The organism is Methylobacterium sp. FW306-05-D (genome assembly GCF_058782155.1).
In genome coordinates this window covers 86893-112330 of record NZ_JBYSXL010000001.1, presented here as the reverse complement: position 1 = coordinate 112330, position 25438 = coordinate 86893, and the positions used below count along the sequence as shown (strand labels likewise).

Below are 25438 nucleotides of genomic sequence, written 5' to 3'. Positions count from 1 at the left end.
GGCCATGCAGCTCACGCTCTGGACCTACGAGGGGCCGCCCCATATCGGCGCTATGCGGATCGCCACCGCCATGAAGGGCCTGCACTATGTGCTGCACGCCCCCCAGGGCGACACCTACGCCGACCTGCTCTTCACCATGATCGAGCGGCGCGACGCCCGCCCGCCGGTGACCTACACCACCTTCCAGGCCCGGGATCTCGGCGCCGACACCGCCGCGATCTTCCAAGACGCCGTGGCGCAGGCCTACGCGCGCTTCCACCCGCAGGCGATGATCGTCGGCGCCTCCTGCACCGCCGAGCTGATTCAGGACGATCCAGGCGGCCTCGCCCGCGCCCTCGACCTGCCGATCCCGATCATCCCGCTCGAACTCCCGGCCTACCAGAAGAAGGAGAACTGGGGCGCCTCGGAGACCTTCTACCGCCTCGTCCGGGCGCTCGCCGCCGGCGCGCCGACGCCCCGTGCGGAGCGCCGCCCGCTCTGCAACGTCCTCGGTCCGACCGCCCTCGGCTTCCGCCACCGCGACGACCTCGTCGAGATCACCAGAATCCTGGCCGCGCTCGGCATCGACCTGAACGTCGTCGCGCCGCTCGGCGCGACCCCGGCCGATCTCGGGCGCCTCGGCGCGGCGGACTTCAACGTCGTGCTCTATCCCGAGATCGCCCGCGCCGCCGGCCTGCACCTGCAGAAGACCTTCGGCCAGCCGATGGTCGAGATCGTCCCGATCGGCGTCCAGGCCACCATCCGGTTCGTCGAGGCGGTGGCCGCCGCGGCGGGCGTCGATCCCACGCCGGTCCTCGCCGGCGCCCCCTCGCGCCTGCCCTGGTACTCGCGCTCGGTCGATTCGACCTACCTCACCGACAAGCGCGTCTTCATCTTCGGCGACGCCACTCACGCGCTCGCCGCCGCCCGGGTCGCCGCCACCGAACTCGGCTTCAAGGTGGTGGGTCTGGGCACCTACACCCGCGAATTCGCCCGCGAGGTCCGTGCCGAGGCGGCGCTCCACGGCATCCAGGCCACGATCACCGACGACTACCTCGACGTCGAGGCGGCGATCCAGGTCGCGGGGCCGGAACTCGTGCTCGGCACACAGATGGAGCGCCACATCGCCAAGCGCCTGGGGCTGCCCTGCGCGGTGATCTCGGCCCCGATCCATGTCCAGGATTTCCCGGCCCGCCACTCGCCGCAGATGGGGTTCGAGGGCGCCAACGTCCTGTTCGACACCTGGGTCCATCCCCTGATGATGGGCCTGGAGGAGCACCTGCTCGGCATGTTCCGCGAGGATGCCGAGTTCCACGGAGAGGCGACGCCGTCGCATCTCGGGCCGGGCCACGCCGTCGCGCCGGCCCCGACCCTGCCGGAGGTGCTGCCGGCGCAAGCCGACCCGATCCTCCTGACCTGGGCGAGCGATGCCGAGAGGGAACTGAAGAAGATCCCGTTCTTCGTGCGGGGCAAGGCCCGCGCGAACACCGAGCGCTTCGCGCGGGAACGCGCCCTGCCGCTCATCACCGTCGAGACCCTGTACGATGCCAAAGCGCATTTCGGACGCTGAGCGCCCGGCGCTCCGGGTCGTCCTCGTGACGATGGACAATCACGTGGCGAGCGCCCTGGAGCGCGCCCGCCAGCGGCTCGCCCGCGACCTGCCCGGCCTCGTCCTCGATTTCCACGCGGCCGCCGCCTGGGACACGGACCCCGCCGCCCTGGAGGCCTGCCGCGCCGACATCGCGCGGGGCGACATCGTCATCTCCACCATGCTGTTCATGGACGAGCACGTCCGCGCCATCCTGCCGGCGCTCCTGGCGCGGCGGCCGCATTGCGACGCGATGATCGGCTGCCTCTCGGCCAGCGACGTGGTGAAGACCACCCGCCTGGCCCGCTTCGACATGGACGGCACCAAGCGCGGCGCCCTGGATTTCCTCAAGAAGCTGCGCGGCAAGCCCGGTGCCCAGGGCAACGGCGCCCGCCAGATGGCGATGATCCGGAAGCTGCCCAAGATCCTGCGCTTCATCCCGGGCTCGGCCCAGGACGTGCGGGCCTACTTCCTCACCTTGCAATACTGGCTCTCGGGCTCGGACGAGAACATCGCCAACCTCGTGCGCTTCCTCGCCGGGCGCTACGCCGCCGGTCCGCGCGAGAGCTGGCGCCGGATCGCGGCCGCGCCCGCGCCCCTGAGCTATCCCGAGACCGGCCTCTACCATCCGCGCATGGCCGGCCGGATCGGCGAGGACGTGACGAAGGTGCCGACGCCCGCCGGCCCGGTGAAGGGCCGCGTCGGCCTCCTCGTCATGCGTTCCTACGTGCTGGCCGGGAACACCGCCCATTACGACGGCGTCGTCGCCGCCCTGGAGGCGCGGGGGCTCGCCGTCGTGCCGGCCTTCGCCAGCGGCCTGGACAACCGCCCGGCCGTCGACGCGTTCTTCCGCCGCGACGGCCGCCCGACCATCGACGCCCTCGTCTCGCTCACCGGCTTCTCCCTGGTGGGCGGCCCGGCCTACAACGACGCCGCGGGCGCCCAGGCGCTGCTCGCCGAACTCGACGTGCCCTACCTCGCCGCCCACGCCCTCGAGTTCCAGACCCTGGAGCAGTGGGAGGGCTCGGACCGCGGCCTCTCGCCGGTCGAGGCCACCATGATGGTGGCGATCCCCGAGCTCGACGGCGCGACCAGTCCGATGGTGTTCGGCGGGCGCTCCAGCCGTTCGCTGGGCTCATCCGCCCGCGACATGGTCGTGCACCCCGAGCGCGCCGACATGCTCGCCGCCCGCATCGAGCGCCTCGTTGCCCTGCGCCGCAAGGCGCGGGCCGAGCGCCGGGTCGCCATCGTACTGTTCGGCTTCCCGCCCAATGCCGGCAGCATCGGCACCGCCGCCTTTCTGTCGGTCTACCACTCGCTCCACAACACCCTCGCGGCCATGAAGGCCGAGGGCTACGCGGTCGAGGTGCCCGAGAGCGTCGACGCCCTGCGCGAGGCCGTGCTCGCCGGCAACGCCGCTCGGTTCGGCACGCCCGCCAACGTCCATCACCGCATCCCCGCTGACGAGCATGTCCGGCGCGAGCGGCACCTCGCCGAGATCGAGGCGCAATGGGGTCCGGCGCCCGGGCGCCAGAACAGCAACGGCGCCCAGATCTTCGTGCTCGGGGCCCAGTTCGGCAACGTCTTCGTCGGCGTGCAGCCGGGCTTCGGCTACGAGGGCGACCCGATGCGCCTCCTGTTCGAGCGCGGCTTCGCCCCGACCCACGCCTTCTCGGCCTTCTACCGCTACCTGCGCGAGGATTTCCGCGCCGATGCCGTGCTGCATTTCGGCACCCACGGGGCGCTCGAATTCATGCCCGGCAAGCAGACCGGCCTCTCCGGCGCCTGCTGGCCGGAGCGTCTGATCGGCGCCCTGCCGCATGTCTACCTCTACGCCGCCAACAATCCCTCCGAGGGCCTGCTGGCCAAGCGCCGCTCCGCCGCCACCCTGGTGAGCTACCTGACCCCGAGTCTGGCCCAGGCCGGGCTCTATCGCGGCCTCATCGACCTCAAGGCCTCGATCGAGCGCTGGCGCGGCCTGGAGCCGGGCGCCGTGGCCGAGCGCCGCGACCTCGCCGATTTGATCCAGGCGCAGGGCGCCGGTCTCGACCTCGTGGCCGCCGAGCCGGTCTGGGACGCCGACCTCGCCGGCCAGGTGCACCGCCTGGCCACGGCCCTGCACGAGCTGGAGCACACCCTGATCCCGCACGGTCTGCACGTGACGGGCGCGGCCACGCCGCCGGAGGAGCGGACCGACATCCTCCTCGCCCTGGCGGAAGCCAGCCACGGCCTCGTCCCCGAGCGGGCCGGCCTCGCGGCTCTGGTGGCCGGCGCGGCCATCGACGTGGCCCTGGCCCAGGGCGGCCTCGGCCTCACCGAGGCGAACCGCGCCGCCTTCGCGTCCCTGCGCCGGACCGATCTCCTGTTGTCACAGGATCACGAGATCCGGGGGCTGCTCGCGGCCCTCGACGGCCGCTTCGTCGCCCCCGTGGCCGGCGGCGACCTCCTGCGCAACCCGGACATCCTGCCGACGGGACGCAACCTGCACGGCTTCGACCCCTACCGGCTGCCCTCCGCCTTCGCGCTGGCCGACGGCGCCCGCCAGGCGGCTCGCCTTCTCGCCCGCTACCGCGACGAGGGCGCGGCGCTGCCCGAGAGCATCGCCCTGGTGCTCTGGGGCACCGATAATCTGAAGAGCGAGGGCGGCCCCATCGCCCAGGCCCTGGCGCTGATCGGCGCGGCCCCGCGCTTCGACGGCTACGGCCGCCTCTGCGGCGCCACCCTGATTCCGCTGGAGACCCTTGGGCGCCCCCGCATCGACGTGGTCGTGACGCTGTCGGGGATCTTCCGCGATCTCCTGCCGCTGCAGACCAAGCTCCTGGCGGAGGCCTCCTACCTGGCGGCCACCGCCGACGAGCCGGTGGAGGTCAACTTCGTGCGCAAGCACGCCCTGGTGCTCCAGGCCGAGCACGGCATCGACCTCGAGACCGCGGCGCTCCGGGTCTTCTCCAACGCGGAGGGCACCTACGGCGCCAACGTCAACGCGCTTGTGGAATCCGGCCGGTGGGAGGACGGCGACGAAATCTCCGAGACCTTCGCCCGGCGCAAGTCCTTCGCCTACGGCCGCACCGGCGTACCGACCGCCCAGCGGGCCCTGATGGGCGCCGTGCTGGCCACCGTCGACCTCGCCTACCAGAACCTCGATTCCGTCGAGGTCGGCGTGACCTCGGTGGACCATTACTTCGACGGTCTCGGCGGCATGGGCCGCGCCGTCGCCAAGGCCCGCGGCGAGGCGGTGCCGATCTTCATCAGCGACCAGACCCGCGGCGAGGGCGTGGTCCGGACCCTGACCGAGCAGGTCTCCCTGGAGACCCGCACCCGCATGCTCAACCCGAAATGGACCGAGGGCATGCTCGGCCACGGCTACGAGGGCGTGCGCCAGATCGAGGCGCACCTCACCAACACCCTGGGCTGGTCGGCCACCACCAACGGCGTCGCCCCCTGGATCTACCAGCGCATCACCGAGACCTACGTCCTCGACCCCGCCATGCGCGCGCGCATGGCGGCCCTCAACCCGACCGCTTCGGCCAAGGTGGCTCACCGGCTGATCGAGGCGCACCAGCGCGGCTTCTGGACCCCCGACGCGGAGACGCGCGACGCGCTCGACCGCGCCGAGGAGGAACTGGAAGACCGCGTCGAAGGCATCACCGCAGGGGTCGCCGCATGAACATCGCCATCCGCAATCCCGTCGCCGCGCGCCAGCCCGAGGGCAGCGTCCAGGTCGAGCTCGACCCGAACCTGAAGATCGGCACCGCCAAGGTGTTCGCCGTCTACGGCAAGGGCGGCATCGGCAAGTCGACCACCTCGTCGAACCTGTCGGTGGCGTTCTCCAAGCTCGGCAAGCGCGTGCTGCAGATCGGCTGCGACCCCAAGCACGATTCGACCTTCACGCTGACGAAGCGCCTCGCCCCGACCGTGATCGATGCCCTGGAGGCCGTGCAGTTCCACTCCGAGGAGCTGCGCATCGAGGACTTCGTCGCCGAAGGCTACAACGGCGTCATGTGCGTCGAGGCCGGCGGCCCCCCTGCGGGCACCGGCTGCGGCGGCTACGTCGTCGGCCAGACGGTGAAGCTCCTGAAGGAGCACCACCTCCTGGAAGACACCGACGTGGTGATCTTCGACGTGCTCGGCGACGTGGTCTGCGGCGGCTTCGCCTCGCCGCTCCAGCACGCCGATCAGGCGCTGATCGTCACCGCCAACGACTTCGACTCGATCTTCGCCATGAACCGGATCGTGGCGGCGATCCACGCCAAGGCGAAGAACTACCCCGTGCGGCTCGGCGGGGTCATCGCCAACCGCTCGGCCAAGACCGACGAGATCGACCGCTTCAACGCCGCCGTCGGCCTGGAGCGCATCGCCCACTTCCCCGATCTCGACGTGGTCCGGCGCTCGCGCCTGAAGAAGGCGACCCTGTTCGAGATGGAGGAGACGCCCGAACTCCTGGCCGTCACCACCGAGTACATGCGCCTGGCCGCCCATCTCTGGGCCGGCGGCAAGCCGCTCGATGCGATCCCCATGAAGGACCGCGACCTGTTCGAATTCCTCGGCTTCGATTGAGGGGGAGCGCGCCATGACCTCGCCCGGCTACGCGGCCCGCCGCTCGCAGCTCACCACCTACTTCGACCGCACCGCCGTCGAGGCCTGGGCCCGGCTGACCTCGGACGCCCCGGTCTCGAAGATCCGCGCCACGGTGCGGGCCGGGCGCGACGCCATGCGGGCCAATCTCCTGTCCTGGCTGCCCGCCGACCTCACCGGCCGGCGCCTCCTCGACGCCGGCTGCGGCACCGGCGCCCTCAGCCTGGAGGCCGCCCGCCGCGGCGCCGAGGTGGTCGCCATCGACGTCTCGCCGACCCTGATCGGGCTGGCCCGCGAGCGCACGAGCCTGTCGGGCCCGGGGCGCATCGACTTCCGGGTCGGCGACATGCTGGACCCGGATCTCGGCCGCTTCGACTTTGTGGTCGCGATGGATTCGCTGATCCACTACGCCACGCCCGACATCGTCCGGGCGCTCGCCGCCCTGGCCGGGCGGACCGACGCCGCGATCCTGTTCACGGTGGCGCCGCGCACGCCGCTCCTGACCCTGATGCACATGGCCGGCCGGGCCTTCCCGCGCGGCGACCGGGCGCCCGCCATCGTCCCCGTGGGCGAGGCGGACCTGCGCCGGCGTGTGGCGGCGGAGCCCGCCCTGGCCGGCCTCGGGATCGCGCGCGCGCGCCGGGTGAACAGCGGGTTCTACCTGTCCCAGGCCTTCGAACTCCGGCGGGTCCCATGACCCGCCTCGGCGCCTCCCTGTCCCGCGCGATCCAGCGCGTCGGCCCCGGCTTCCTCCCCTTCGCCGACGCGGCGACGGCGGAGCTGCCCATGGGGCGCCTGCTCCGGCTCGCCCTGTTCCAGGTCACGGTCGGGATGGCCGCGGTGCTGCTCATCGGCACCCTGAACCGGGTGATGATCGTCGAGCTGGCGGTGCCGGCCTGGATCGTGGCCGTGATGCTGTCCCTGCCGCTGATCTTCGCGCCGTTTCGCGCGCTCGTCGGGTTCCGTTCGGATACGCACCGCTCGGTCCTGGGCTGGCGCCGGGTGCCCTACATCTGGTTCGGCACGCTGCTGCAGTTCGGCGGGCTCGCCATCATGCCCTTCGCCCTGCTGATCCTGTCGGGCGACACCACCGGGCCGGCCTGGCCCGGCCACGTCGCCGCCGCGCTCGCCTTCGTCATGGTGGGGGCGGGCCTGCACACCACCCAGACGGTCGGCCTGGCGCTCGCCACCGACCTCGCCCCCGCCCATGCGCGGCCGCGCGTGGTGGCGCTCCTCTGCGTCATGCTGCTGGCCGGCATGGTCGTGAGCGCCGTCGCCTTCGGGCTCCTGCTGGCCGATTTCTCGGCCCTGCGCCTGATCAAGGTGATCCAGGGCGCCGCCCTCCTGACCATCGTGCTGAACGGCATCGCCCTCTGGAAGCAGGAGCCCCGCGCCCCCGGCCGCACGGCACGCGCGTTGCCCCGGCCGGCCTTCTCGGACTCCTGGGCGCTCTATGCCGGCAAGGGCCGGGCGCGCCGCCGCCTCGTCGCCACCGGGCTCGGCACCGCCGCCTTCTCCATGCAGGACATCCTGCTGGAACCCTATGGCGGGCAGATCCTGCACCTGCCGGTGGCGGCCACCACGGCGCTCACCGCCCTGCTGGCCGCCGGCGGCGGACTCGGGCTCCTCGTCGCCGCGCGCTGGCTCGACCGGGGCGGCGACGCCTTCCGGGTCGCGGCCTCCGGCGCGGTGGTGGGCATCGCGGCCTTCTCCGCGGTGGTCTTCGCCGCGCCCCTCGATTCCGCCCGGCTCTTCGCCGTGGGGGTCTTCCTGATCGGCCTCGGCGGCGGTCTCTTCGCACACGGCACGCTCACCGCCTCCATGGCCAAGGCCGGCCCCGAGGATACCGGCCTCGCTCTTGGCGCCTGGGGCGCCGTCCAGGCGAGCGCCGCCGGCCTCGCCATCGCGGCCAGCGGCATCCTGCGGGATCTGGGCGCGCATCTCGCCGAATCCGGCCGGCTCGGCGAGGCGCTGAACCTGCCCTCCACCGGATACCTCATCGTCTACCATCTCGAGATCGCGCTGCTGTTCGCGACGCTGCTGGCCATCGGCCCGCTCGTCCGCGCCGAGAGCCGCACGCCGCTCCCGCGATCCCTGCCCCGCTCAGCCTGAAGGAGACCGGCCATGCCGAGAGGTGAAATCACGGGCTACGTCGACGTCGCGCAGGTGGTCCTCTACGCGTTCTGGATCTTCTTCGCCGGCCTCGTCTTCTACCTGCGCCGCGAGGATCGCCGCGAGGGCTACCCGCTCGAATCCGAGGCCGCCCGCGGCCGAGCGATGCCGCCCGACCCGTTCCTGATCCCGTCGCCGAAGGCGTTCCTCCTCTCCAACGGCCACGTGAAGCACGCGCCCCAGACCGGGGAGCGCACCCCCTGGACCTACCGCGGCCACAAGCACGAGGTCTGGCCGGGCGCGCCCCTGGAGCCCGAGACGGACGGCCTGCACGACGCCATCGGTCCCGGCTCCTACGCCAACCGCGAGGACAGCCACGACGAGACCTGGGACCGCGAGAAGCGGATCGTGCCCCTGCGGGTGGCCGACCACTTCGTGGTCCACGAGCTCGGCCCGAACCCCATCGGCATGTCGGTCTTCGGCGCCGATCGGCAGGTGGCCGGCACGGTGAGCGACCTCTGGGTCGACCGGGGTGAATCCATGGTGCGCTACTACGAGGTCGAGCTCGGCGCCGGCGGCCGGCGGGTGCTGATGCCCGCTACTTTCTGCCGGACCGGCCGGTTCTCGCAGACGGTGACGTGCGAAGCCCTGCTGGCGCACCAGTTCGCCGACGTCCCCACCACCAAGGACCCGGATTCGGTCACCCTCAACGAGGAGGAGCGGATCATGGCGTTCTACGGCGGCGGCACCCTCTACGCGACGCCCACCCGGCAGGAGGCCATCCTGTGAGCCGGTCCATCGAGCGGCCCGCGCCGCAGCCCTCCACCAAGCGGCCCGGGCCGCACCTGCCCGCCAACGCCTTCGACGCGCCGCCGGGCCTGCCGGCGCCGCTGCCGGCCGGCGAGCACATCCTCTGGCAGGGCCGCCCCTGCGGCTTCGGCATCGCCTTCCGGGCGCTGCATCTGCGCCTCGTCGGCCTCTGGTTCGCCGGGCTCGCCCTCTGGGCGGCGCTGCCCGCGGCCCTGTCCGGACGGGTCCTGGAGGCGGCCTCGATCGCCCTGCCGACCCTGGCGATCGGCACCGGCGCCGTGCTGCTCCTCGGACTTCTCGGCTGGCTCTCAGCCCGCACCACCACCTACACCGTCACCAACCGCCGGGTGGTCCTGCGGGTGGGCATCGCCCTGCCGATGACCCTGAACCTGCCCTTCGCGCTGGTAGAATCGGCCGGCTGCCGCCTTTACCGCGACGGCAGCGCCGACTTGCCCTTGCGCCTGCGCCCGGGCAACCGGGTCGCCTACCTCCACCTCTGGCCCCATGCCCGGCCCTGGCACGTCAACCGCCCCGAGCCGATGCTGCGCACGGTGGCGCAGGGCGCCGAGGTGGCCGAGATCCTGGCCCGCGCGCTGGCCGCCCATCGTGCGGCGCCGGAGGAGGCGGCCGGCCCGGTCATCCTGCGGCCGCGGGTGGCGCCCGGCCCGCGCCTCGCCACCGCGAGCTGACGGAGACGATCATGAACCCCCATCCGCTCGCCAGAACCGCCGGCCGGACCTCCCAGGCCCTCGTGGCCGGCGTCGGCCTCCTCGTCGCCTTCGTGGTCGCCGCCGTCACCGTCGGCCGGGTCGAGAGCATCGGCCTGACCCGGATGGAGCCGGCCCGCCCCGTCCAGAGCCTCGCCCTGCGCGTCGACGACGCGACGGACGGCTCGATCACCCTGCGGGACGCCGAGCACGGCGACCTCGTCGCCACGGTCCGCCCGGGCGAGGACAACTTCATCCGCGCCACCCTGCGGGGCTTCGCACAGGGCCGGCTCCGGGCCGGCCTGCCGCGCGACGTCCCCTTCCGGCTGACGCGGTTCGACGACGGCGCCCTCCGGCTCGACGACGCGCTCACCGGGCGCAGCGTCGATTTCGGCGCCTTCGGGCCCTCGAACTTCGCGGCCTTCGCCCGCCTGATGCCCCGAGACGGAGCCGCACGATGATGGCCTGGCTGAACGGACGCCGCAGCGTCGACGTCCCCTGCACCGTCGAGATCGAGCAGACGCCCGAGAGCCTGCACGCCCACGTGGTCCTCGACGCGGCCTTCGAGATCGAGCCCGGCGACGCCGTGCAGGTGCACGACGCCCCGACCTCGGTGCCCTACGGCGAACGCCTCGTGGTGCGCCGGACCGCCACCGTGACCCGCGCCGGCCGCCTGGAGCGGCTCTGGACCAAGCTCGCGGGCCACCTCGAACTCACCGAACTCTACGAAGTCAGCTTTTCCGAGAGGAGGCGCCTGTGACCGCAGCGATCCAGCAGCCCATCCCGAAGCTTCCCCTGAACGAGGCGACCCGGGCCGCGCAGGAGACGACCTTCCTGTCGCCGCGCTTCTACACCACGGATTTCGAGGAACTCGACCGAACCGACGTCGAGCCGGTCCGGGCGGAGTGGAACAAGCTCATCGCGGAATTGCGCGCTGACCCGAACAAGCGTCACTTCACCCGCAACGCGGATTTCGACTGCGACATGTCCGGGCTCGACCCGGCCCTGCGCAAGGAATTCATGGATTTCCTGGTCTCGTCGATCACCGCCGAGTTCTCGGGCTGCGTGCTCTATGCCGAGATGCGCAAGCGGGCGAAGAACCCGGACATCCGCGAGCTGTTCGGCTTCATGAGCCGCGACGAGGCGCGGCACGCCGGGTTCATCAACGACGTGCTGAAGGATTTCGGCATCGGCGTGGACCTTGGCTTCCTGACGAAGTCGAAGAAGTACACCTTCTTCCGGCCGAAGTTCATCTTCTACGCCACCTACCTGTCCGAGAAGATCGGCTACGCCCGCTACATCACGATCTTCCGCGAACTGGAGCGCAAGCCCGAGCGCCGCTTCCACCCGATCTTCAAGTGGTTCGAGAAGTGGTGCAACGACGAGTTCCGTCACGGCGAGGCCTTCGCCCTGCTGATGCGCGCCAACCCGAAGCTGACCTCGGGCGTGAACCGCTACTGGATCAAGTTCTTCCTCCTGGCGGTCTTCGCCACGATGTATGTCCGCGACCATTGCCGGCCGGCCTTCCACGAGGCGCTCGGGGTCGATCCGACCGACTACGACTTCCAGGTCTTCCGGATCACCTCGGAGATCTCGAAGCAGACTTTCCCCCTGACACTGGATCTCGACAATCCGCGCTTCAAGCGGGCGCTGGACCGCCTGCTGGTCTGCTCGGAGAAGATCGCCGACGCCAAGGTGCAGGGGGGTCTCCTCGGCAAGCTCAAGCACGGGTTCTGGATCGCCGCCTCGGCGGTGAACTTCGCCCGGCTCTACGCCCTGCCGACCCTCGACAACCCGATGCCGGCGGAGATCCGCCTCGAGCCGGTCTGGTAGGATGGCGGCCTACGCGCTTCCCGCCCTCTACGCGGTCCTGGTCTGGTGGTTCTCCACCGGCCTGATCCTGCTCCTCGACCACCGCCCGCGCGCCACGCACGGGGTCAGCATGGCGGCGGGCACGGGGGTGCTCGCCCTGGCCCTCTGGGCGATCGGTGCCTCGGCCGGGGATGCCAGCGCGGGAAGCGCCTACGTCGCCTTCACGGCGGCCCTGGTGGTCTGGGGCTGGCAGGAGATGAGCTACTACATGGGTTTCGTCTCCGGCCCGCGGGCGGTCGGCTGCCCCCCGGGCGCCCGGGGCTTCCGGCGCTTCCGGGCGGCGGCGGCCACCAGCCTCTGGCACGAGGCGGCCATCGTCGCCGGCGGCCTCGCGATCCTGGCCCTGACCTGGGGCCAGCCGAACCACTTCGCCCTGTGGACCTACCTCGTCCTGTGGGGGATGAACCTCTCGGCCCGCCTCAACCTGTTCCTCGGGGTGCGCAATCTCAACGCCGAGTTCCTGCCCGAGCACCTCGCCTATCTCGGCAGCTACCTGCGGGTGCGCGCCATGAACCCGCTGTTCCCGGTCTCGGTGACGGCGGCCGCCCTGGCCACCGCCGCCCTGGCGCTGGCCGCGCTCGCCGAGGGCGTCAGCGCCCACGAGGTCGCGGGCCTCAGCATCCTGGCGACTCTGATGGCGCTCGCCACCCTGGAGCACGGCTTCCTGATGCTGCCGCTGCCCTCGGCCGCGCTCTGGCAATGGAGCCTGCCGAAAGCGGCGCGCGGCGGCCCGGTGCCGTCGCCGGTCCCGGCCGCGCGCGGGGAGGGGGCCCGCGTCGGCGAGCCCTGCCTCGCCGAGGCCGAAGGGCGCTGAATTTCCCGGTCCGCTCCGGCGGGCCGGCCCAACCGATGCCGCCGCGGCGGCGAGAGAGGCGAGCGGGCCGAAGGCCGCCGTTCACAGGAAGCCCGCCGTTCAACGAGGGAAGGGGACAGGCATGAACTACGAAGAGATCTTCGGCTCTGCTTTGGCCGGCCTGCATCGCGAGGGACGCTACCGCGTCTTCACCGACCTGGAACGGCAGGCGGGCCGCTTCCCGCACGCCACCCACCACACCCCGGCCGGCACCCGGCCGGTCACCGTCTGGTGCTCGAACGACTATCTCGGCATGGGCCAGAACCCGGCCGTGCTCGGGGCCATGCACGAGGCCCTGGACCGCTGCGGCGCCGGGGCCGGCGGCACCCGCAACATCTCGGGCACCAACCACTACCACGTGCTGCTGGAGCGCGAGCTCGCCGACCTCCACGCCAAGGAGGCCGCGCTGCTCTTCACCTCCGGCTACGTCTCGAACTGGGCGGCTTTGGGCACCCTCGGGTCGCAGATGCCCGGCTGCGCGATCTTCTCCGATGCCGGCAACCACGCCTCGATGATCGAGGGGATCAAGGCTGCCCGCGCCGAGCGCCACATCTTCCGCCACAACGACCCCGAGGACCTCGACCGCAAGCTGCGCCTGGTCGACCCGGCCCGGCCGAAGCTCGTGGTCTTCGAGTCCGTGTATTCCATGGACGGCGACATCGCCCCCATCGCTGAGATCTGTGACGTGGCCGAGGCGCACGGCGCGCTCACCTATCTCGACGAGGTCCACGCCGTCGGCCTCTACGGCCCGCGCGGCGGCGGCATCTCCGAGCGCGAGGGCCTCGCCCACCGCCTCGACGTCATCGAGGGCACCCTCGGCAAGGCCTTCGGGGTGCATGGCGGCTACATCACGGGCTCGGCCAAGCTCTGCGACTTCGTGCGCAGCTTCGCCTCGGGCTTCATCTTCACCACTTCCCTGCCGCCGGCTGTGGCGGCGGGCGCGGCGGCCAGCATCCGCCACCTCAAGTCCAGCGGCACCGAGCGCGCCCGCCATCAGGAGCGGGCCGCCACGGTCCGGGCCCGCCTCGACGCCGCCGGCATCCCCTACCTGCCCAACGACAGCCACATCGTCCCGGTGATGGTCTACGACCCCGTGCTGTGCAAGGCAATCAGCGACACGCTGCTCGACGAGTTCGGCATCTACGTCCAGCCGATCAACTACCCCACCGTGCCACGCGGCACCGAGCGCCTGCGCATCACGCCCTCGCCGCTGCACTCGGACGAGGACATCGACCACCTCGTCGACGCCCTGAGCACGATCTGGGGCCGGATGGGCGTCCAGCGCGCGGCGGCCGAGTAGGGCGCACATCGTCCCTTCCCCTGCGCGGGGGAGGGAACCCGCACCAGGCGGTTGAGACGAAGGCGGGAAACCAGACCCATGATCGTGAACGGATCGATCCGAGCGATGCCCCCGAAATCGGTCTCCGCGGCCACCGGCGAGGCGCCGATCCTCCGGGCCGCGGGGCCGGCCAAGGCGGCGCGTCCCGAAGCGGTCGCGTCCCCGCCGACCTTTCCCTTCTCGGCCATCGTCGGCCAGGACGAGATGCGCCGGGCGCTCCTGATCGCGGCCGTCGATCCGTCGGTGGGCGGCGTGCTTGTGTTCGGCGACCGCGGCACCGGCAAGTCGACGGCGATCCGCGGCCTCGCCGCCCTGCTGCCGCCGATGGCGGCGGTCGTCGGCTGCCCCTATGCCTGCGATCCCGGCCGGCCGGCCGAGCACTGCCACCGCTGCCGCGAGCAGGCGGTGCTGCGGGCCGAATCCGTTCCCGTGCCGGTGGTGGACCTGCCGCTCGGGGCCACCGAGGACCGGGTCGTCGGCGCCCTCGACCTGGAGCGCGCCCTGACCCGCGGCGAGAAGGCCTTCGAGCCGGGCCTGCTGGCCCGGGCCAATCGCGGATTCCTCTACATCGACGAGGTCAACCTGCTGGAGGACCACCTCGTCGACCTCCTCCTCGACGTCGCCGCCTCCGGCGTGAACACCGTGGAGCGCGAGGGCCTGAGCATCCGGCATCCCGCCCGGTTCGTGCTCGTGGGCAGCGGCAACCCGGAGGAGGGGGAGCTGCGGCCCCAGCTCCTCGACCGCTTCGGCCTCGCCGTCGAGGTGACGACGCCCACCGACCTGCCGACCCGCATCGACGTGGTCCGCCGCCGCGACGCCTACGAGCGCGATCCGGCGGCGTTCTGCGCCGGCTACGGCAAGGCCGACCGCGCCATCCGCAAGGCGCTCACCGCCGCCCGCGCGCGGTTGCCCGCCCTCGCCGTGCCCGACGCCACCCTGGAGGCCGCCGCGCGGCTCTGCTTGGCGCTCGGCACCGACGGCCTGCGCGGCGAGCTCACGCTGATGCGCACCGCCCGGGCGCTCGCCGCCTACGAGGGCGCTGAGACGGTGAACCTCGACCACCTCGCCCGGATCGCTCCCTCGGCCCTGCGCCACCGCCTGCGCCGCAACCCCCTCGACGAATCCGGCTCCACCGCGCGGGTCGCCCGCGCCGTGGAGGACATCTTGGCCCGATGAGCCCGGCCTGGGTCCGCGCCCTGCGGGTGGCGCGCCTCGCCGCCGCCGATCCGCGCGGCTGCGGCGGCGTCCTCGTCCGGGCCGGGGCCGGCCCGGTGCGCGACCTCTGGCTCGACCGCCTCGCGGGGGAGCTCGCACCGGGCCGGCCCATGCGCCGGATGCCGGCGGGCATCGCCGACGACCGCCTGCTCGGCGGCCTCGACCTCGCCGCGACCCTAGCGGCCGGGCGCCCCGTCGCCCAATCCGGCCTCCTCGCCGAGGCCGATGGCGGCTTCGTCGTCGTGCCGATGGCCGAGCGCCTCGCGCCCGGCACCGCCGCCCGCCTCGCCGCCGCCCTGGATGCCGGCGCGATCCGGGCCGAGCGCGACGGCCTGGCGGCGCGGGCCCCCGCCCGGATCGGCCTGATCCTCCTCGACGAGGGCGAGGGGGACGATGCCCGGGTCCCCGAGGCGCTGGCCGACCGCCTCGCCTTTCGCCTCGACCTCATCGGCCTCGCCTGGGGCGACACCCGCGCCGACGAACCGGCCGACCCGCCGGACCCGGACGAGGCGGCCTTCGATCCCGACGCCGCGGTCGCCGATCTCTGCGCGGTCGCGGCCGAACTCGGCATCCCGTCCCTGCGCGCGCCGCTGCTCGCGCTGCGGGTGGCCCGCCTGCTGGCGGGCGGCGGGGCACTCCGCGCCGAGGACGTCCGCGAGGCCGCCTGCCTCGTGCTTGCGCCGCGCGCGACCCGGCTGCCGCCGAGCACCGAGCAGGCCGAGGCGCCACCCCCGGAACGACCCGAGCCGCCCGCGGCGGACGAGGCCGCGCCCTCCGATGCGGCCCTCGAACCGGGCGCGGAGAGTCTCGTCGAGGCGGCCCGCGCGGCGATCCCGCCCGATCTCCTCGCCCGGCTGGCCCAGGCCGGATCGGCGCCCCAATCCCCGAAGGCGGGCCGCGTCGGCGCCGTGATGCAGGCGCCGCGCAGCGGGCGCCCGGCCGGCACCCGGCCCGGCTCGCCCCGCACCGGCCGCCTCGCGCTGCTGCCGACCCTGCGGGCCGCCGCCCCCTGGCAGCGCCTGCGCGCCGGCGCCGACGCCTCCCCCCGCCTGATCCGGGTCCGCAGCGAGGATTTCCGGATCACCCGGTTCCGCCAGCGCAGCGAGACCACCACCATCTTCGCCGTGGACGCCTCCGGCTCGGCCGCCCTGGAGCGCCTGGCCGAGGCCAAGGGCGCCGTCGAGCTCCTCCTGGCCGAGGCCTATGTCCGGCGCGACCGGGTCGCCCTCGTGGCCTTCCGGGGCGCGGGGGCCGAGATCCTGCTGCCCCCGACCCGCGCCCTGGCGCGGGCCCGGCGCGGCCTCTCGGCCCTGCCGGGGGGCGGGGGCACGCCGCTGGCGTCCGGCCTCGACGCGGCGGGCGATCTTGCCCGCGCCGTCCGGCGCGGCGGCGGAACGCCCGTGGTCGTGGTGCTCACCGATGGGCGCGCCAACGTCGCCCGCTCTGGTGCGCCCGGTCGGGCGGCGGCCGGCGCCGACGCCCTGAACGCCGCCGGCCTGCTGCGCGCCGCCGACATCCGCGCGATCCTCATCGACACCGCGGCGCGCCCGCAGGAGGCCGCCCGGCGGCTCGCCGAAGCGATGGGCGCGCGCTATGTCCCCCTTCCCTACGCCGATGCCGCGGCCATGAGCTCCGCGATCCGCTCGGCACGCTGAAGGATCCGCGATGCCTGCGCCGAGCGACCGGCCCCAGTGGGAGCGCGACGGCGCGGATTGGCCCAACCGGGCCGCGAGCCGGTTCGTCCGCGCCGCCGACCTGACCTGGCACCTGCAGGAATTCGGGGCGCCGGACGCCCCGGTCGTGCTGCTCCTGCACGGGACCGGCGCCGCGACCCATTCCTGGGCCGGCCTCGCGCCGCGCCTCGCCGAGCACTTCCGGGTCGTCGCCCCCGACCTGCCAGGCCACGGCTTCACCGACCCGCTGCCCGCCGGGCGCCTGTCCCTGCCGGGCATGGCGGCGGCGATCCGTGATCTCCTCCGGACCCTCGACCTGTCCCCGGATCTCGTGGTCGGGCATTCCGCCGGGGCGGCGATCCTGGTGCGGCTCTGCCTCGACGGCCTGAACCCCCGCCTGCTCGTCGCCCTCAACGGCGCGCTGACGCCGTTCCCCGGCCTCGCCTCGGTGCTGTTCCCCGGCCTCGCCCGGATGTTGTTCCTCAACCCCGTCACCCCGCGGATTTTCGCCTGGACCGCCGACCGCCCGGCGGTGGAGCGCCTGATCCGCGGCACCGGCTCGCGCCTCGATGCCCGCAGCCTCGATCTCTACCGGCGCCTGTTCCGCCGCCCCGGCCACGTGGCCGGCGCGCTGGGCATGATGGCGAACTGGGACCTGGCCGCCCTCGACCGGGACATCGCCCGGCTCGCCGTGCCGACCGTTCTCCTCGTCGGCGGGGACGACAAGGCGATTTCGCCCGAGACCGCCTTCGCGCTGAAGGACCGCCTGCCCGACGCCCGGGTCCGCCTCATCCGCAACCTCGGGCATCTCGCCCACGAGGAGGCGCCGGATCGCATCGCCGAGGAGATCGTGACGGCCTATCGCGATCGGGCCGCCGGCGGCCCGTCCGCCGCCGGGGCTTGACGCCGGCGCAGCCTGACCGCACCGACGGGCCCACGATGTCCGATGGCGATCCCGGCCCGGTCCGGCATGCGTCCGCGAGGTTTCCGCCCATGGCCCTGACGCCCGTCACCCTCACCGGCCGGCACGTCGAACTCGTGCCGCTGGCGCACGACCATGCCGGGGCGCTCGCCGAGGCGGTGCGGGACGGCGAGCTCTGGCGCCTGTGGTACACCGCGATCCCCGCGCCGGAGCGGATGGCGGCCGAGATCGAGCGCCGGCTCGGCCTGCAGGCGGCGGGCACCATGCTGCCCTTCACGATCCTCGACGGACCCGGCGGGCGCCCGGTCGGCATGACCACCTACATGAACATCGACGCCGCCGGGCCGCGGGTGGAGATCGGCTCGACCTGGTACGCCGCGCGCGTCCAGCGCGGCCCCCTCAACACCGAGGCCAAGCGCCTGCTGCTCGCCCATGCCTTCGACGGGCTCGGCTGCCTCGCCGTCGAGTTCCGCACCCACGTGATGAACCAGGCGAGCCGGCGCGCCATCGAGCGCCTCGGCGCGCGCCTCGACGGGATCCTGCGCCACCACCAGCGCCTTGCGGACGGCTCCCTGCGCGACACCTGCGTCTACAGCATCGTCGCGCCGGACTGGCCGACCGTGCGCGCCCACCTCACCTGGCAGCTCGAGAAGCCGCGCGAGCGCGGCTGAGTGGGTGTCGCATCCGCGCCAGCGCAGCTTGACGTCCCGTCCCGAAGGCATTCTCGCCCAGGCCGAGGGAGGTGGCTGGGGTTGGTCGGCCGTGTCCCGTAGCCAGCGCGCCCCCAATGTCCCATGACGGGGAGCCGGCGCGGATCGTGCGCCGGCCGCTCCAGCCGCCCGGGCTCGCCCGCCCCCAGGCTTCTCACGGAAGGGGACCCCACGATGCCCGTAACCACGAGCCTCCTCGCCTTCGCGGCGATCGCCCTCGGCATGGCCCTGACGCCCGGGCCGAACATGGTCTACCTGATCTCGCGCTCGATCTGTCAGGGGCCGCGGGCGGGTCTGATCTCGCTGGGCGGCGTCGCCCTCGGCTTCGTGGTCTACATGCTGTGCGCCGCCTTCGGCATCACGGCCCTCGTCCTGGCCGTGCCCTTCGCCTATGACGCGATCCGCATCGTCGGGGCGTTCTACCTGCTCTGGCTCGCCTGGCAGGCGGTGCGGCCCGGCGGAGTCTCTCCCTTCGCGGTGCGGGCGCTGCCGCCGGACAGCCCCCGGAAGCTGTTCCTGATGGGCCTCCTGACGAACCTGCTCAACCCGAAGATCGCGGTGATGTACCTGTCGCTGCTGCCGCAGTTCATCGACCCGGCGCAGGGCAGCGTCTTCGTCCAGGCGCTCGGCCTCGGGGCGATCCAGATCGTGCTCAGCGTCGCGGTCAACGCCGCGATCGCGGTCTCGGCGGGGTCGATCGCCCTGTTCCTGACCCACCGGCCGTCCTTCGCCCTGGTCCAGCGCTGGATCATGGGAACGGTCCTGGCCGGCCTCGCCGTCCGGATGATGACCGAGGCCCGGCGCTGATCCTTCGGCTTCGGCCCCGACCTCTCGACAGCGTGCGGGAGCGTTGACGGAATCCCGCTTGCGCTCGACGCGGAGTGGCGAATAGTGTCAGGTTATGTTGACACTCGCCGACTCGCCGAGCCTCGCGACGACCCGGTCTCCCCGCCCGCACGCGGTGGTGATCGGGAGCGGCTTCGGGGGGCTGGCAGCGGCGGTGCGTCTCGGCGCGCGGGGCTACCGGGTGACGGTGTTGGAGCGGCTGGAGCAGCCCGGCGGACGGGCCCGCGTGCACCGTCAGGACGGCTTCACCTTCGATGCCGGGCCGACCATCGTCACGGCGCCGTTCCTGTTCGAGGAACTCTGGAGCCTGTGCGGGCGGCGCATGGCCGACGACGTCACCCTGGCGCCGATGCTGCCCTTCTACCGCATCCGCTTCCCGGACGGCGCCACCTTCGACTACAGCGGCGACCCGGAGGCGATGCGGGCCGAGGTGGCGCGGTTCTCGCCCGAGGACGTCCCCGGCTACGAGCGCTTCATGGAGCGCAGCGCCGCGATCTGCCGGGTCGGCTTCGAGGAACTCGGGCACGTGGCCTTCTCCTCGGTCCGCGACATGCTGCGGATCACCCCGTCGCTGCTGCGCCTGGGCGGCCACCGCTCGGTCTACGACCTCGTGGCGCGCCACATCCGCGACGAGCGCCTGCGCACCATCTTCAGCTTCCACCCCCTGCTGATCGGCGGCTCGCCCTTCCGGGCCAGCGCCATCTACTGCCTGATCGCCCATCTGGAGCGACGCTGGGGCGTGCACTTCGCCATGGGCGGCACCGGCCGGCTGGTCGACGGCCTGGTCGGCCTGATCGAGGGACAGGGCGGCGCCATGCGCTACCGGGCGGAGGTCGCCCGCATCGACGTGGCGGCCGGATGCGCCACCGGCGTCACCCTCGCCGACGGCACCCGCATCGCCGCCGACATCGTCGTCTCCAACGCCGATTCCGCAGAGACCTACCTGTCCCTGCTCGGCGGGGAGGGCCGGGCCTGGCACCGGGCGAAGCTCAAGGCCTCGTCCTCCTCGATGGGCCTGTTCGTCTGGTACTTCGGCACGAGCCGGCAGTTTCCCGACATCGCCCACCACACCATCCTGATGGGGCCGCGCTATCGCGAGCTGATCGAGGACATCTTCGTCCGGAAGGTGCTGGCCCCCGATTTCAGCCTCTACCTGCACCGCCCCACCGCCACCGACCCGCTGCTGGCGCCGCCGGGCTGCGATGCGTTCTACGTGCTGGCGCCGGTGCCCAACCTCGCCGGGGGACAGGACTGGTCGGTGCTCGCGGAGCCCTACCGGCAGGCCATCGCCGACAGCCTGGAGGCCTCGGTGATGCCGGGCCTGACGGACGCCATCGTGACCTCCCGCGTCACCACGCCGGCGGATTTCGCCGGCGACTTCCTGAGCTATCGCGGTTCCGGCTTCGGGCTGGAGCCGGTGCTGACCCAATCGGCCTGGTTCCGGCCCCACAACGCGTCGTCGGCCTTCCGGAACCTCTACCTCGTCGGCGCCGGCACCCATCCGGGTGCCGGGCTTCCCGGCGTCCTGTCCTCGGCCAAGGTTCTCGACACGGTGGTGCCGGATGCGCGTCTCTTCGCCTGAAAGCGTTCGGCCCGAACGCCCCTTCTTCGACGTCGTCCGGCGCGGGCCGGAGCGGCCGCCGCTCTGGGCCATGCCCCATGCGGATGCGGCCGACCACGCCGCCTGCCGGACCGCGATCCGCGACGGCTCGCGCAGCTTCTTCGCCGCCTCCGCCCTGTTACCGGTCCGCGTCCGGCGCCCGGCCTACGGGCTCTACGCCTTCTGCCGCCTCTCCGACGACGCGGTGGACGACGCGCTGGCCCGGGACAGGCCGGCGGCCCTGGCCCGCCTCGCCGTGCGCCTCGCCCGCATCTACGACGATGCCCCCTCCGACGCCCCCGCCGACCGGGCCATGGCCGACCTCGTCTCCGCCCACCGGCTGCCCCAGGCCCTGCCCGCCGCCCTCATCGAGGGGCTGGCCTGGGACGCGCAGGGGCGCCGCTACGAGACCCTGTCCGACCTCACCGCCTACGCGGCCCGCGTCGCCGGCAGCGTCGGCGCGATGATGACCGTGCTCATGGGCGTGCGCGACGGCGCCGTGCTCGCCCGGGCCTGCGACCTCGGCGTCGCCATGCAGTTCACCAACATCGCCCGCGACGTCGGCGAGGATGCCAGGGCCGGGCGGCTCTACCTGCCGCTCGCCTGGATGCGGGAGGCCGGGCTCGACCCCGACGCCTTCCTGGCCGACCCGGTCGCGGGCCCCGGGCTGCGGGCGATCGTCGGCCGTCTGCTCGCCGTCGCCGACTCGCTCTATGCCCGCGCCGAGGCCGGCATCCCCGGGCTGCCCCTCGATTGCCGCCCCGCCATCCGTGCCGCCCGCCTGATCTACGCCGAGATCGGCCGCGATCTCGAGCGCGGCGGTCTCGACCCGGTCGCCACCCGCGCCCGTGTTCCCGGCCGCCGCAAGGCCGCGCTGATGGCCCGCGCCCTGCTGCCGCTGGCCGCCTCGTCGGCCTGGACCGCGCCCGGTCATGCCGGGTCCGCCCCCGGCGGAGTTGCGCTCGGCGACTTTCCCTTGGCCGAGACCGCCTTCCTGGTGGAGGCCGTGGCCGCGCAGCCCGTGCCGGTGCCGCCGGCCTGGTGGAACGTCCCCGCCCAGGCCGCCCGGGTCCTCGACCTCATCGAGACCCTGCGCGAGCGCGAGGGCATCCTGCCGGTCGGGCCGTGAGCGATTCGCTCTTCGCCGCCTTCGACATCGGCCTGGTCTTCGCCCTCGCCCTCGGGCTGGCGATCTGGCAGCTCGTCGTCCTGAAGCGCGGCATCCGGCGCGACCGGGCGGAGGCCGAACGCGCCGCGGCCGAGCGGGCGAAGGGCCCGCCGGCCTGACCGGACTCACCGGGTCCGGCGCGGCATCCGGAACGGCAGCATCAGCCGCACCAGCGGATGACTGTAACGCGAGAGTGACAGACTCTCGTGCATCGGGGTCACTGCCTCGCCGCGCAAGGTCGACCGTATACACGAGCGCGCGTAGAACGGCGTATTCTCGAAAGTACGCGCGACCTCGACACGTCCATCGTCGCTGCGCGTGTCACGCCGCATGCGCCAGAACCGCGTCGGCGGCAGCGCGACGGGCCGCGGCGGATCGATGTCCCGGGGCGTCCCGTCGGCGGCAAAGCACAGGGTCAGCTCCTGCCGGCTGCCGTCCTGGCGATTGACGTCGTAGAGGATCGCCGCCCCGTCGCGCAGGTCGGCCCGGCACCAGGTCCAGTCGCGGAAGGCCGCCTCGAGCGAAGTGTCGCCATGGTTGGTGTCGAAGTAGGCGGTCCCGCGCCAGGCGATCCCCGGCTCCTCCAGCGCCACCTCCACCGGGGAGGAGGGCGCCATCGGCCACCAGCGATGCTGGCCCCGGGCGTCGAGGTGGTGCGGTCCGGGCGTGAAGCCGCCCGGGTGCAGCCGCACCGTTCCCCGGACCCGCGAGGGGATCGGCGCCGTCACCTCGTCGAGGCGGATCGTCAGCGTGGTGCCGTCCCAGGACAGGCCGCTCGGTCCGATCCGGATCTGGTCGGCGTCGCGGTGAAGGCTCGCGCGGCCCCGCTCGGTCATGCAGAAGCGGTTGGCCCGCTCCCCGTAGAGCACGACGTTGACGGCGCAGTGATCGAAGGGGTCGCGGGTCGGGTCCCAGGCGTAGTAGGGCGAGAACACGCTGCCGATGAATGCGATGATCGTCAGGCCCTGCCGCCCGTCCGCGCTCAGGGCGTCGACGTACCACCAGACGTAGCCGTCGCGATCCACCCGCGTATCGAAGCGCGGGCGCCACTCCGGTCCCGCAGCAGGCTGTCCGCCGCGATCCGCCCGGACTGCGCCGCCATCGGCACGCCCGGTCCCGGATGCACGCTCCCCCCCGCGAGGTAGAGGCCCGGAATCCGTGTGCGGGCGCCCGGACGCTTGAACGAGGCCATCCAGCCGTGGGACGCCCGCCCGTAGAGCGCTCCCACCGATCCCGGGAACAGGCGCGCGAACTCCGCCGGCCCCGTCGTCACCGGCTCCGCCGTCTCCGAGAAGGTCAATCCGCTCGCGCTCAGGCGCCGCCGCATCGTGGTCACGCATGTCTCGATCTCCGAGGGGGTGAAGGTCCGGGCCGGGGCGTTGACGAGGCAGAGCAGGCGCTCGGGCCGGGCCGAGGGAGACGGCGTGTCGCTCCGGTCCTGCGCGCAGACGTAGACGGTGGGGTCGTCCGGCAGATGCCCGGCACGGATACGGGCGAACTCGGCCGCGTAGTCGCCGGAGAAGAACACCGTGTGCCGCGAGAGTGGAAAGCCCTCGGTGCGCGCCTGCAGGCAGAGGGTGACCGCCGAGAGCGAGCGGTCGGCGACCGGGACCGTGTCGGCCGCCCGGGCGGCGTCCCGTCCGAGGAGGCCGTCGGCCAGGGCCGCCACGTCGGCGTTGCAGACCACCGCATCGGCCGGCAGGCGCTCGCCGTCGTCGAGGTCGACGCCGACGACGCGCCCGCCCTGGACGGCAATGCCGCGGGCCGGCGTCCCGTAGCGGAATCCCGCGCCGCGCTCGGCCGCGAGTTCGGCGACGGCGCCGGCGAGGCGGCTGAGGCCGCCGGCGACGTGCCAGACGCCCTGGCTCTCCACATGCGCCACCAGCATCAGGGTGGCGGGCGCCGCGAAGGGCGACGAGCCGCAATAGGTCGCGTAGCGTCCGAAGAGCTGGCGCAGGCGCGGATCGGCGAAGTAGTCGCCGAGCGCGCGCCACAGGGTGGTGAAGGGCTGGATCCGCCAGAGGTCGCCCATCCCCGAGAGCCCGGCCCGGCGGGTCAGGTCGATCGGGCTGGGGCGCTCGCCGCGGATGAACGGCCCTTCCAGGGTGGCGTAGACCTCGGCCGCCCGGGCGCGGAACCGGCGGTATCCGTCGCGCTCGCGCGGCCCGGCGAAGTTGCCGATCGCTGCCTCGGACGCTTCCGGATCGGCGTGGAGATCGAGCGCCTCGCCGGGTCCCCAGGCATGCCGGGCCAGGATCGCAGCCGGTTCAAGGGCGACATGCGCGGCGAGGTCGGCGCCGCACTCGGCGAAGATCTCCTCGAACACCCAGCGCATGGTGAAGACGGTCGGACCGGCATCGACAGCGGTGCCGCCCACCGGAACGCGGCGCATCTTGCCCCCCGGCCGCTGGTGCTGCTCCAGCACCGTCACGTCGATCCCGGCTGCGGCGAGCCGCAAGGCCGCCACGAGGCCTCCGATTCCGGCGCCGATGATGACGACCTTCACGCCGGTTCCTCCGTCAATCGGTTCTGTCTTGACGACTGTCAATAAATACTGACACCTTGTCATAGCAAGAACAAGTGACAGGGAGGGACATCCATGGACGCCAACCGTCGCATCGAGCAGGCTTTGGATGCCGCCGTCGCCCACCTGGAAGCCCCCGGAGCGCCACCTCGCCTCGCCGAGTCGATCCGATATGCTGTCTTCCCCGGTGGACACCGCATCCGGCCGCGCCTCTGCCTCTCCGTCGCCCGGGCCTGCGGCGACGATGATCCGGCGGCTTCGGACGCCGCGGCTGCGGCGATCGAACTTCTGCACTGCGCCTCTCTCGTTCACGACGATCTGCCGTGCTTCGACGATGCGCCGCTCCGGCGTGGCCAGCCTTCGGTCCATGCGGCCTTCGGCGAACCCCTGGCCGTGCTGACGGGCGACGCCCTCATCGTTTCGGCATTCGAGACCCTCGCCCGCGGCGCGGCGCGCAGCCCGAAGCGCCTCGCCGCCCTGGTCGGTCTCGTCGCCCGGGCCGCCGGCTCGCCCTCCGGCATCGCCGCCGGACAGGCCTGGGAATCCGAGCCGACCGTGGCACTCACCGAATACCAGCAGGCCAAGACCGGGGCTCTGTTCGCCGCCGCGACGGTCACGGGTGCCGCCGCCGCCGGCGCGCCGTCGCTGCCTTGGCGTCTCCTGGGAGAGTGCCTCGGCGAAGCCTACCAGGTGGCCGACGACTTGCGCGACGTCGCCTGTCGTCAGGAGGAGGTCGGCAAGCCCGTCGGTCGGGACTCGACCCTTGGCCGGCCGAATGCGGCCGCGCTTCTCGGCATGGGAGGCGCGCTGGCGCGGCTGAAGGGGCTCGTTCGGGAAGCCGTTGACGTCATACCGGACTGTCCCGGCGCGGAGACCCTGCGCGCCGAGATCGTGGCGCAGACGCGCCTGTTCCTGCCGGCGAGCCTCGCGCAGGAGCTGGCCTGA

The 25438-nt window shown here is 73.0% G+C and carries 23 protein-coding genes; 21 read left to right on the top strand and 2 right to left on the bottom strand.

Going from position 1 to position 25438, the window contains the following annotated elements:
- Positions 1-4: 4 nt before the first annotated feature.
- The 20 genes from bchB to AC3WLN_RS00430 all read left to right on the top strand — a co-directional run bounded on the left by bchB (position 5) and on the right by AC3WLN_RS00430 (position 22088).
- Entirely contained in the window at positions 5-1549 is a 1545-nt protein-coding gene (gene bchB / locus AC3WLN_RS00525) for a ferredoxin:protochlorophyllide reductase (ATP-dependent) subunit B (RefSeq protein ID WP_492478895.1), read from the top strand.
- The gene (locus AC3WLN_RS00520) at positions 1524-5234 is read left to right on the top strand and encodes a magnesium chelatase subunit H (RefSeq protein ID WP_492478893.1); all 3711 of its coding nucleotides are present in this window, start codon (positions 1524-1526) and stop codon (positions 5232-5234) included. Before bchB ends, AC3WLN_RS00520 begins: the two co-directional genes overlap by 26 nt.
- A complete protein-coding gene (bchL, locus tag AC3WLN_RS00515) occupies positions 5231-6124 on the top strand; it encodes a ferredoxin:protochlorophyllide reductase (ATP-dependent) iron-sulfur ATP-binding protein (protein WP_471755076.1) in 894 nt (297 codons plus the stop codon). The genes AC3WLN_RS00520 and bchL overlap by 4 nt, the downstream gene beginning before the upstream one ends.
- A gap of 13 nt (positions 6125-6137) precedes the next feature.
- Complete coding sequence (gene bchM / locus AC3WLN_RS00510; protein WP_492478892.1) at positions 6138-6839, top strand: magnesium protoporphyrin IX methyltransferase; 702 nt, start codon at positions 6138-6140, stop codon at positions 6837-6839.
- A complete protein-coding gene (locus AC3WLN_RS00505) occupies positions 6836-8254 on the top strand; it encodes an MFS transporter (protein ID WP_492478890.1) in 1419 nt (472 codons plus the stop codon). Before bchM ends, AC3WLN_RS00505 begins: the two co-directional genes overlap by 4 nt.
- 12 nt (positions 8255-8266) lie before the next feature.
- On the top strand, positions 8267-9043 hold the full coding sequence (puhA, locus tag AC3WLN_RS00500) for a photosynthetic reaction center subunit H (RefSeq protein WP_492478888.1): 777 nt from the start codon (positions 8267-8269) through the stop codon (positions 9041-9043).
- A 56-nt stretch (positions 9044-9099) separates the two neighbouring features.
- Positions 9100-9753, top strand: coding sequence for a photosynthetic complex putative assembly protein PuhB (gene puhB, locus AC3WLN_RS00495; RefSeq protein ID WP_492479019.1), 654 nt, complete (start codon positions 9100-9102; stop codon positions 9751-9753).
- Between the two features lie 11 nt (positions 9754-9764).
- The gene (gene puhC, locus AC3WLN_RS00490; RefSeq protein ID WP_492478887.1) at positions 9765-10232 is read left to right on the top strand and encodes a photosynthetic complex assembly protein PuhC; all 468 of its coding nucleotides are present in this window, start codon (positions 9765-9767) and stop codon (positions 10230-10232) included.
- Positions 10229-10531 (top strand): hypothetical protein, encoded by a 303-nt coding sequence (locus AC3WLN_RS00485; RefSeq protein ID WP_463769956.1) that lies wholly within the window; start codon positions 10229-10231, stop codon positions 10529-10531. Before puhC ends, AC3WLN_RS00485 begins: the two co-directional genes overlap by 4 nt.
- 20 nt (positions 10532-10551) lie before the next feature.
- Positions 10552-11604 (top strand): magnesium-protoporphyrin IX monomethyl ester (oxidative) cyclase, encoded by a 1053-nt coding sequence (gene acsF / locus AC3WLN_RS00480; protein WP_492479018.1) that lies wholly within the window; start codon positions 10552-10554, stop codon positions 11602-11604.
- A gap of 1 nt (position 11605) precedes the next feature.
- Complete coding sequence (gene puhE, locus AC3WLN_RS00475; protein ID WP_492478886.1) at positions 11606-12457, top strand: putative photosynthetic complex assembly protein PuhE; 852 nt, start codon at positions 11606-11608, stop codon at positions 12455-12457.
- Between the two features lie 121 nt (positions 12458-12578).
- Positions 12579-13796, top strand: coding sequence for a 5-aminolevulinate synthase (hemA, locus tag AC3WLN_RS00470; RefSeq protein WP_492478885.1), 1218 nt, complete (start codon positions 12579-12581; stop codon positions 13794-13796).
- Between the two features lie 243 nt (positions 13797-14039).
- Positions 14040-15011, top strand: coding sequence for a magnesium chelatase ATPase subunit I (bchI, locus tag AC3WLN_RS00465; RefSeq protein WP_492479017.1), 972 nt, complete (start codon positions 14040-14042; stop codon positions 15009-15011).
- A complete protein-coding gene (locus AC3WLN_RS00460) occupies positions 15008-16705 on the top strand; it encodes a magnesium chelatase subunit D (RefSeq protein WP_492478884.1) in 1698 nt (565 codons plus the stop codon). The genes bchI and AC3WLN_RS00460 overlap by 4 nt, the downstream gene beginning before the upstream one ends.
- A gap of 10 nt (positions 16706-16715) precedes the next feature.
- Positions 16716-17627 (top strand): alpha/beta fold hydrolase BchO, encoded by a 912-nt coding sequence (bchO, locus tag AC3WLN_RS00455; RefSeq protein ID WP_492478883.1) that lies wholly within the window; start codon positions 16716-16718, stop codon positions 17625-17627.
- 89 nt (positions 17628-17716) lie between these two features.
- On the top strand, positions 17717-18316 hold the full coding sequence (locus tag AC3WLN_RS00450) for a GNAT family N-acetyltransferase (RefSeq protein WP_492478882.1): 600 nt from the start codon (positions 17717-17719) through the stop codon (positions 18314-18316).
- Between the two features lie 213 nt (positions 18317-18529).
- Positions 18530-19162, top strand: coding sequence for a LysE family translocator (locus tag AC3WLN_RS00445; RefSeq protein WP_492478881.1), 633 nt, complete (start codon positions 18530-18532; stop codon positions 19160-19162).
- A gap of 94 nt (positions 19163-19256) precedes the next feature.
- Positions 19257-20783 carry a phytoene desaturase gene (locus tag AC3WLN_RS00440; protein ID WP_492478880.1) on the top strand — a complete coding sequence of 509 codons (1527 nt, stop codon included), beginning with the start codon at positions 19257-19259 and terminating at the stop codon, positions 20781-20783.
- Between the two features lie 70 nt (positions 20784-20853).
- A complete protein-coding gene (locus tag AC3WLN_RS00435) occupies positions 20854-21930 on the top strand; it encodes a phytoene/squalene synthase family protein (protein ID WP_492479016.1) in 1077 nt (358 codons plus the stop codon).
- Entirely contained in the window at positions 21927-22088 is a 162-nt protein-coding gene (locus AC3WLN_RS00430; RefSeq protein ID WP_492478878.1) for a hypothetical protein, read from the top strand. The genes AC3WLN_RS00435 and AC3WLN_RS00430 overlap by 4 nt, the downstream gene beginning before the upstream one ends.
- 6 nt (positions 22089-22094) lie before the next feature.
- On the opposite strand, the gene AC3WLN_RS00425 is transcribed toward AC3WLN_RS00430, so the two are convergent.
- A complete protein-coding gene (locus AC3WLN_RS00425; protein WP_492478875.1) occupies positions 22095-22994 on the bottom strand; it encodes a carotenoid 1,2-hydratase in 900 nt (299 codons plus the stop codon).
- The gene (gene crtD / locus AC3WLN_RS00420; RefSeq protein ID WP_492478874.1) at positions 22952-24538 is read right to left on the bottom strand and encodes a 1-hydroxycarotenoid 3,4-desaturase CrtD; all 1587 of its coding nucleotides are present in this window, start codon (positions 24536-24538) and stop codon (positions 22952-22954) included. The genes AC3WLN_RS00425 and crtD overlap by 43 nt, the downstream gene beginning before the upstream one ends.
- Positions 24539-24568: 30 nt before the next feature.
- Here crtD and AC3WLN_RS00415 point away from each other — a divergent pair, with 30 nt between their 5' ends.
- Complete coding sequence (locus tag AC3WLN_RS00415) at positions 24569-25438, top strand: polyprenyl synthetase family protein (RefSeq protein WP_492478872.1); 870 nt, start codon at positions 24569-24571, stop codon at positions 25436-25438.

Bases quoted from the DNA above. Each gene is read 5' to 3' on its own strand.
- hemA (WP_492478885.1), top strand. From the start codon at position 12,579: ATGAACTACGAAGAGATCTTCGGCTCTGCTTTGGCCGGCCTGCATCGC.
- bchM (WP_492478892.1), top strand. From the start codon at position 6,138: ATGACCTCGCCCGGCTACGCGGCCCGCCGCTCGCAGCTCACCACCTAC.
- bchL (WP_471755076.1), top strand. From the start codon at position 5,231: ATGAACATCGCCATCCGCAATCCCGTCGCCGCGCGCCAGCCCGAGGGC.
- puhA (WP_492478888.1), top strand. From the start codon at position 8,267: ATGCCGAGAGGTGAAATCACGGGCTACGTCGACGTCGCGCAGGTGGTC.
- AC3WLN_RS00505 (WP_492478890.1), top strand. From the start codon at position 6,836: ATGACCCGCCTCGGCGCCTCCCTGTCCCGCGCGATCCAGCGCGTCGGC.
- AC3WLN_RS00460 (WP_492478884.1), top strand. From the start codon at position 15,008: ATGAGCCCGGCCTGGGTCCGCGCCCTGCGGGTGGCGCGCCTCGCCGCC.
- puhE (WP_492478886.1), top strand. From the start codon at position 11,606: ATGGCGGCCTACGCGCTTCCCGCCCTCTACGCGGTCCTGGTCTGGTGG.
- bchI (WP_492479017.1), top strand. From the start codon at position 14,040: ATGCGCCGGGCGCTCCTGATCGCGGCCGTCGATCCGTCGGTGGGCGGC.
- bchB (WP_492478895.1), top strand. From the start codon at position 5: ATGCAGCTCACGCTCTGGACCTACGAGGGGCCGCCCCATATCGGCGCT.
- puhC (WP_492478887.1), top strand. From the start codon at position 9,765: ATGAACCCCCATCCGCTCGCCAGAACCGCCGGCCGGACCTCCCAGGCC.
- bchO (WP_492478883.1), top strand. From the start codon at position 16,716: ATGCCTGCGCCGAGCGACCGGCCCCAGTGGGAGCGCGACGGCGCGGAT.
- crtD (WP_492478874.1), bottom strand. From the start codon at position 24,538: ATGACAAGGTGTCAGTATTTATTGACAGTCGTCAAGACAGAACCGATT.
- AC3WLN_RS00450 (WP_492478882.1), top strand. From the start codon at position 17,717: ATGGCCCTGACGCCCGTCACCCTCACCGGCCGGCACGTCGAACTCGTG.
- AC3WLN_RS00520 (WP_492478893.1), top strand. From the start codon at position 1,524: ATGCCAAAGCGCATTTCGGACGCTGAGCGCCCGGCGCTCCGGGTCGTC.
- AC3WLN_RS00440 (WP_492478880.1), top strand. From the start codon at position 19,257: ATGTTGACACTCGCCGACTCGCCGAGCCTCGCGACGACCCGGTCTCCC.
- AC3WLN_RS00445 (WP_492478881.1), top strand. From the start codon at position 18,530: ATGCCCGTAACCACGAGCCTCCTCGCCTTCGCGGCGATCGCCCTCGGC.
- AC3WLN_RS00485 (WP_463769956.1), top strand. From the start codon at position 10,229: ATGATGGCCTGGCTGAACGGACGCCGCAGCGTCGACGTCCCCTGCACC.
- AC3WLN_RS00415 (WP_492478872.1), top strand. From the start codon at position 24,569: ATGGACGCCAACCGTCGCATCGAGCAGGCTTTGGATGCCGCCGTCGCC.
- AC3WLN_RS00435 (WP_492479016.1), top strand. From the start codon at position 20,854: ATGCCCCATGCGGATGCGGCCGACCACGCCGCCTGCCGGACCGCGATC.